The following is a 7,570-nucleotide window of genomic DNA, read 5'->3' as shown; positions in this document are numbered from 1 at the left end:
CGCGGTACCTCGTCCCACCGATGACCATCGGCACAGTCGGTACCTCCGCGCCAGTCGCGGCAGATCCGCGCACTGATCTTGGCGTGTGCCGGGTAGGCACAGATGCGCGACCTGTACGGAACGGTAGGCACCCCTGTTACTCGTTGACCCAGCCGCCGGGGTGCGAATGGCGGAACGCGTCGAGCGCTTCCGGCGTGCGGGCTGCGACGGCGATCCAGCCAGGGTCGTGGCGAAGGATGATGTCGGCGCTGACGTACCACTGACTGCCGAACTCGTCGGGATAGCGGGGGAACGGCACCGCGGTCAGGTCATCGGCGAGCGCGGCCTGGTCGTCGTTGGTCTCATCGCGTGCGTCGCTGTGCGGCCCGGCCTCCACCATCTCCCACAGCACCATGTCGACGCAGGCCAGCGAAAACCGGTCCAAGAACGGCTGCCAAGACTCCTGCGTCTTGTCCTGATACGTGGTGTACAGCAAGACCTGCGGGTCCGGAGCCGCCTTGTCAGCGAGGGATACGCCGAAGAACGCGACTGCTTGGTGCGCCGCTCGGAAGACCAGCACGTCGGCAGCCGCGTCATAGCGCAGTTGATCGGGTGAGTACAGGTCACCGTTGCCGCTCGTCAGATCCCGACGCCGCCCGAACAGCCGATAGGCGTCCCGAACGGCCGCTGGCATGCACACCCCGAGGGCCGCCTCGGCCACGTCGAGCGCCTCGTCAGCGAACCCGTCCGCATCGGTGACCGGCGCGGCCCAATCGGCCGCGAACGCCCGAACGAACCGCCAGGCATCGACCCGGGTCTCCAACCCGCCGAGAACGCGCGCCATGTCCAGCCCCTGATCCACCCTCGGACTGTACGGCACGAGTCGCCATCAGCTGCGGCGCTTCGAGGCAGCAGCAAAATCGGCAGAGCGGGCCCCGGCGAGCGCTCATCGGCTACGAGCGGATGCCTGGAACGCAAGCTGGCCGAGAGGCTCGTCACGGAACGTAGCGAGCGCTATGCGGCATGAGCGGACGTGGAATCGGCCGTCGATCAGGAGGTACCCCGGTTGCCGTCAGCAACCCACATCCGGAACTGGTGGATGGCTTCGCTGAGATTGAGCGGACCGCAGAGGACCTCGAAATGGTTGTCGACCAGGCGAGCGATGAACCAGTCGTGCTTGCTTCGGTGAACTTCCTGCTTGGGGAACGCAAGGCCGTCCATCGCGGTTGCCTGCAGGTCCACCCTCAGAGACCAACCGGGGTTGTCGAGCGTTTCGATGGACACGCCGTACTCGTGTTCCCAATCCCCATCGCACTGGGTGGCGTACCAGCCCTGAAGCCACGTCAACGCGTCAGGCCCATCAACGTAGGAAACAAGATCTTGCCCGCTCATATGGTCATCATGCCGTAGGTACCTGAGCCTGACATCCGCTCATCGGCAGTTGCGGGAACTGGGCGACCGGCAGGCGCGTGACGTTCCGCAGCGAGCCTCATCGCGGCATGACCGTGCACCTGATCAAGCGGCCTGTTCGATCGCTCGCGCACCTGGTCGATCACGACGGCTGCGACGATTTCATTCGAGAAGGTTCCACCCCATCGGCGGATCGTGTCCTCTTGAGCCACGCGGCTCCGGTGATCACAAGCGCAGTTGTCGATTGCGGTGCTACGGGCCTATGCGAGTTCCCGTGCTATCTGTTGAAGGAACCGATCGACCTGGTGCCGCGCGTATCCACGGAACTTGACCGCGAAGACTGCTTGTCGCACGGCGATCGCCGCCTCGGCGCGGGCAGTGGCGCTCTCGGATGTCAGTGCTCGGCCGACCTGCTCGACCAGCCGGTCCACGGCAGCCACGTCGTAGCCACGCAGTGCCACGTCGAACTCCGCCACGTGCACCGACCGACCGTCCGGCAAGTCTGGGTCCGGATCTGATCTGGGTGCACCCTCAAGCTGAGCGGTCAGACTCGCGATCGCGCTGTCGACCTGCGCCCGGTCGAACCCGCGCATTACCACGGGCGGGTTCGCGCGGCGCAATGCGGCGACCGCGTCTGCCCGCGCACTCTCGTCAGCGGTCGTGAGGGCGGCGACGGCCGAGGCCAGGAGCGCATCCACAGCTCGCGGGTCGTATCCGCGCAGCACCACGGAGAACTCGTACGAGGGCATCAACCCAGTGTGGTGACCCCTGTCAAACTCGACACAGCTATCTGGCGCGGAGTGCGCCGCGCACAATGCGGCAGATCCGCGCACGTGATCAAGCGGTCGACGGGCCGGAACGAGTCAGAGCGGGGGCGGCGAGAGCTCGGCAATGGCGCCGTTGCCGCTCGATCCGGTCTGATCGGCCACTCGGTCTCGGGACCGGGCCCTCGCCCAACATCATCGATATGAAACGGCGTCAGGACCAGCTCAGCGCATAGTGGAAGGAGGGGCAACAGCCGTGATGGCGCTCGGCACCAGTTGGAAGTGCCAGATGATCTGACTCGGTGTTCCGTCCCAGGCAGCGCCGAATGCCGCCGGGACGATGCCCAGCAGCGACCAAGGCCATACGTCCCACGGTCCCGTCACGATTTCCCCGGGCATGTCCCCGCTGGCATCGCCGAACATCCGAGGTTCCTCGCAACGCCGTACCTGCAGGCCCAACGGCAAGGCGACGCGGAGATAGTCACTGGCCCGATGGCGGAACGCCGGGAGCAGGCCAGGATCACCGTCGGCAGCACGAACGCGCGGCACGGAGCCCAATGCCACGAGCTCCTGGTGGACGTCCGTGATCACCAGATGGCCGCCAGGACGCAGGACTCGGGCAAACTCGGTGATCGCCGGCCCGACATCAGGAAGGTGCGTCAGCGCCAGAGCACATACGACGACGTCTACGTGGTCGTTGGGCAGGGGAAGATTGCGCAGGTCGCCCTGCCGCAATTCCGCGTTCGGAACGCGCGTACGAGCGTGAGCGAGCATGTCCGGGGAACTGTCGACGCCGATGACGTGGTGGCCCTGCTCGGCCAGGTACCCGGTGTATCTGCCGGTGCCGCAAGCCGCGTCCAAGGCCACGCCCGGAGGCAGGGCGCCGAGGATCTCGTGCACGATGGGTTCTTCGACAGCGAACAGCCCGTTACCTGGCTGATCATAGGTCGCGGACCACACCTCGTAGCCGTTTAGGGTGTCGACCTGCGCCGCGGTGACTCCGGCACCGTTCAGTGCAGGGCTGTCCAGAAGGCGCCGGACCTCGCTGATCCGCGCTTCGATGAAGTCCTGGTCGTAGTCGCCGGCGAAGGCACGCAGCAACGACACGCCCTCGAGCCCCAAGGTGTAAGCGAGCGGATGCTGGTAGGCCACCACGCGACCGTAGCGACGACGTGCGGATCGGACTACCCAATTCCGACACGGCTCAGCTCTGCCTGGTTTACGCCGGCACGTGACTGATCACCGCACGGTGACGAACGATGACCGATTCACCGCACAGGTGGAAGCCGTGTCGATCATCGGCCCTGCCATCAAGATCACGTGAACCCTCATCGGCATGACCGCGCGCCGCTGCTGCGGTTCGACGCGCCGGTGTCGCCACGAAGCGTAATGATTTCCGAGTCGGCAGCCGCGCGAGACCAGCCTGGCTGCTGCGCTGGTGGCACGCAAACCAAGCTGTCGCTCCCCCCGCCTCCGAGCCTGCGGCGTGGACCGCACGGACGGCGTGGGCGGTCATCGTGTTCGCTGGCATCGCGGGTGGACTTGTCGCCGCGCTGCCCGCACCCGCTGGTGAAGGACTACTCCGGATTGTCTTCCTCGCCGGCACGGGCGCCGCCGGGGGCGGCCTGATCGCCGCGATGCTGTACGCAGGTTGTTGGACCGTCCTGTCCAGGCAACGCTGAAAGACCGAACCCGATTAGCCCCGGGACTACTGCATCGGTTGGCGCCCAACGTCCGCACATCGGCTTCGAGAGCGCGCCAGAAGCTCAGACACGCAGGGCGCAGCGGCGTACACAGCGTGACGACCGCTCGGCGAGCCACAGCGCGCGAGGTCTGCGGCAGATGCGGGCGGCTGGTTGACGGCTCAGCTACAGGTCACGACGGCCAACTCGAGGTTAGGCCGTTCTCGATGAGACGGTCCGCGCGGTGGACGTCGAGGGTGACCTCGTTGTGCAGTTTCGCGGGCTCCAAGGTGGTGGCCAGGTGACGGCGCAGGCTTTGGAACTGGACACGCCAGAGGCCGAGCAGGGCGGCGCCGGCGGCTGCCGCCGGACGACGCTCGCGGGCGGCACCTCCCACCGCAACCGGGCGACGCCGACCGAGACGGCGACCAGCGCCAGTGGCAGCATCGCCCGCCAGCCAAGCTGGGAGTCGTCGGCCCGGTCGGCGACCGGCCACAGCACAGCGCACAGCACGGCTGCGCAGACGGCTGCCCACCGGTGCAGGTAGGACATCACCGCGGTCGCAGCGGCCACGCCCACCGCGACGGACGTGACCGGCTCCGGACCGCACCCGCCGGCCGTGCAGGGAACGTCGGGCACGGTGTAGACGGTCAGCAGCAGCATTGCTGCCGCGGTACCGGCGACGAAATGATTGGCCTTGGGATACGGACGCATCCGGTGATCATGCCCGATCACCGCTACGGCTCCGCGGTGTCCGCTGGCCGGGTTTCAGCGAGGCTACCCAGTGACGATGCCTGTCGCGTGCCCCTTGCCCAGCGCGATCTGGCTGAACTTGTGGCCTCCGGCGACAAGCTGCGGCAACGTCACCTCCGCCGACCCGCCCGCCGCGAGCGGGCCACCTGATCCGAGATTGCCGTCGTGGTCGATGCCGAGTTGTCGTAGAAGAACCGGCGCACCGACAACACGATCCGGATCGGCCGGCCAGCGACCGGAGCATCCGCCAACGTACGGCGATACCGCGAATGCACCCGAGACGACGGCACCGCACACGCCTGACAACCGGCCTGACGGCTGCGGACCCGAGCCGCAACGACCAGCTCGGCCCCGACGTCTACCGCCTCATCGATCTCGACGCCGTCCAGATGAGGAAGCAACTGTCCGACGGCATCGCGCACCTGCGCAACGTTTCATCGTCCAACATCCATCACACAGTTCGCGCAGAGCCCCAACCTCGCGTACGAAGCCAGCCCGGTTCAGCAGCGTCGCGAGTTTGATCTCTTGGGCGCCGATCGTCTTGCCGACGGACGGAACCTGTGGGCTCGCAAACTCGGATCAAGGCTGTGACGTGTGACTTTGTCCGACGTCCACCCCGGCCGGCAACGCAACGATCGAGGTCATGACGGCTTCGCTGGTGTACCTGCTGCTACGCCAGGTCCTGCAGATACTCACTCAACTCGCCCGCGACGGCGGCCGCAAGGAACCGAGGCGGCCTTCCGCAGGTGCCAGAGCGGCCGCGGCGAAAGCCTGTCATGTGCCTGCGCTCACGACAGCGGGTTCGGGGTCGGACTTGCCCGCGGGCGGCCGGGGGTCGTGGTGCTTGAAGAGCTTGCTGGGCCACCACATCCATCGACCCACGTCCAGGGTGAGCGCGGTGACCAGCACCGAGCGGACGATCATGGTGTCAAGCAGCACGCCGAACGCCACCGCGAACCCTAGCTGCGCCGCGAACACCAACGGCAGCGATCCCAGCGCCGCGAAGGTGCCGGCCAGGACCAGACCCGCCGACGTGATCACGCCGCCGGTGGCGGACAGCCCGGTCCGCGCGCCGCGCCGGGTGCCGTGCAGCAGGGCCTCTTCCCGCACCCGGGTCACCAGGAAGATGTTGTAGTCGATGCCCAGGGCGACAAGGAACACGAACACCAGGAGCGGGAAGTTCGCGTCCGCCCCGGCGAAGTCGAACACGTGATTGAACATCAGCGCGCTCACGCCGAGGGCCGCTCCGAATGACAGCACCACCGTCGCCATGAGCAGCAGCGGGGCGACGATCGCCCGCAGCAGCAGCGCGAGGATGCAAAAGACCACGATCAGCACGACGGGGATGATCACCTTGGTGTCGCGGGCGGCTGACTGTTGCGTATCGAATGCGATCGCCGTGCTGCCGCCGAGCCGGGCATCCGCGCCCTCGATCTTGTGGATCGCGGTTCTGGCCTGCTCGACGGTGCGCATCGCGGCCTCGCTGCCGGGAGCGTCCTTGAGCGTCCCGAGAACGAGGGCCTCACCATCCTTGATCATCGGCGCCGCGACGTCGGCGATCCCTGGAACGCCTGACAGCACGCTCTTGACCTGCTCCGCCGAGGCGGCCTTGGCCACGACGTAGACAGGGTCGCCCGACCCGGCCGGGAAGTGCCTGGACTGGATCTCCTCGCCGACGACCGCCTGTGGCTCGCTGGTGAACTGGCCATTGCCCGGAATCCCATCGGCCTGGAGTCCCGTCACCCCGAGTGTCAGGACGCCGAGAGCGAGCGCGGTGCCGACCCACACGATCCGCGGCCGGCTGGCGATGACGGTGCCGACCCGCGTCCAGATGCTGTCCTTGACTGTGCCCACCGAGCCGTACGACGGCTTCGCGGGCCAGAAAATCCAGCGGCCGCAAATGACCAGCAGGGCCGGCATCAGCGTGACCATGGCGAGCAGCCCGACGAGAATGCCGATGGCACAGGCCGGCCCGAGCCCTTTGGTGGAGTTGAGCGTGGCCAGCAGCAGCACCAACAGGCTGACAGCGACGGTCGCGGCGCTGGCGATGATCGCTGGGCTGGAGCGGTACAAGGCCTCCGCCATCGCCTCGTGCCGGTCCTCGTGGCGCCGCAGCTCCTCCCGGTACCGCGAGATGAGCAGGAGTGCATAGTCGGTGGCGGCGCCGAACACCAGGACGGTCAGAACGAGGCTGGTCTGCGTGTTGACGGTGAGCCCGGCATGCTTCGCCAGCACGTAGATCACCGCTTCCGCCATGACCAGGGCGCCACCCGCGGACAGCAGCGGCAGTAACGGCAGCAGCGGGCTGCGGTAGGTGAACAGCAGGATGACGACCACCACCAATGCGGTGATCATCCCGAGGGCACCACCTCCTCCGAAGGCCGTGATCGAGTCGGATGCATAGCCGGCCGGTCCAGTGACGTGGAACCCGAGACCGTCGGCGTTCTGTTCGCCGATCTTGGTCATCGCGTCAACGACCTTGTGAGCCCCGGCCCAGCCCTCGTTACCGTCGTCGACCTGGACCACGGTCTGGATGGCCTTGCCGTCCTGGGCCTGCAACGGGCCCTGCGGCTGCCCCACGACGTTGTCGATGCCCTTGAAGGCTTCGACGTCAGCCTGCGCCTTGGCCATGTCGGCAGGTGTGACACCCTCTGGTCGGTCGTAGATCACGATCGCTGGCAGGGTCTCGGCGGGCTGGAACTTCTTGGCCTGGTCGATGACCTTGGTCGCCTCCGCGTTGCTGGGCAGCCAGGCCGAATTGTCGTTCTTCTCGACATCGCCCAGCTTGCCGGCCAGCATGAGAGCCGGCACCATCAGGATGATCCAGACGGCCAAGATGGCCCATTTCGCAATCCTGCCACTAGGCAAGGTCATGACTTTTCGCAACATGGAGATTCCTCTGTGTCCAGTCGACGTGGGAAAGCTTGCCGGGATTGATGACGGCGTAGATCCGCACACCTGGCTGCCACCCGAATTGCGGGC

Annotated in this window: 7 protein-coding genes; all 7 read right to left on the bottom strand. The window is 66.8% G+C overall.

Features of this window, described 5'->3' with window-relative positions:
- Nucleotides 1–136: 136 nt before the first annotated feature.
- Nucleotides 137–841, bottom strand: a complete 705-nt coding sequence (locus ACFPIJ_RS33760) for a hypothetical protein (protein WP_380121191.1) — start codon at nucleotides 839–841, stop codon at nucleotides 137–139.
- Between the two features lie 188 nt (nucleotides 842–1,029).
- Nucleotides 1,030–1,371: an immunity 53 family protein gene (locus tag ACFPIJ_RS33755; RefSeq protein ID WP_380121189.1), complete on the bottom strand. Its 342-nt coding sequence runs from the start codon at nucleotides 1,369–1,371 to the stop codon at nucleotides 1,030–1,032.
- A gap of 278 nt (nucleotides 1,372–1,649) precedes the next feature.
- Nucleotides 1,650–2,138, bottom strand: coding sequence for a DivIVA domain-containing protein (locus ACFPIJ_RS33750; RefSeq protein ID WP_380121187.1), 489 nt, complete (start codon nucleotides 2,136–2,138; stop codon nucleotides 1,650–1,652).
- A 240-nt stretch (nucleotides 2,139–2,378) separates the two neighbouring features.
- On the bottom strand, nucleotides 2,379–3,305 hold the full coding sequence (locus tag ACFPIJ_RS33745; protein ID WP_380121185.1) for a class I SAM-dependent methyltransferase: 927 nt from the start codon (nucleotides 3,303–3,305) through the stop codon (nucleotides 2,379–2,381).
- Between the two features lie 743 nt (nucleotides 3,306–4,048).
- The gene (locus ACFPIJ_RS33740) at nucleotides 4,049–4,549 is read right to left on the bottom strand and encodes a hypothetical protein (protein ID WP_380121183.1); all 501 of its coding nucleotides are present in this window, start codon (nucleotides 4,547–4,549) and stop codon (nucleotides 4,049–4,051) included.
- Nucleotides 4,550–4,698: 149 nt separating this feature from the next.
- Nucleotides 4,699–5,010, bottom strand: a complete 312-nt coding sequence (locus ACFPIJ_RS33735; RefSeq protein WP_380121181.1) for a transposase family protein — start codon at nucleotides 5,008–5,010, stop codon at nucleotides 4,699–4,701.
- A gap of 352 nt (nucleotides 5,011–5,362) precedes the next feature.
- Nucleotides 5,363–7,477, bottom strand: a complete 2,115-nt coding sequence (locus ACFPIJ_RS33730; protein WP_380121178.1) for an MMPL family transporter — start codon at nucleotides 7,475–7,477, stop codon at nucleotides 5,363–5,365.
- Nucleotides 7,478–7,570 lie beyond the last annotated feature (93 nt).

It is taken from the genome of Dactylosporangium cerinum (assembly GCF_042653625.1).
Lineage (GTDB): Bacteria > Actinomycetota > Actinomycetes > Mycobacteriales > Micromonosporaceae > Dactylosporangium > Dactylosporangium cerinum.
The sequence above is the reverse complement of the archived record's forward strand: the minus strand, read 5'-3'. Positions and strand labels throughout refer to the sequence as shown.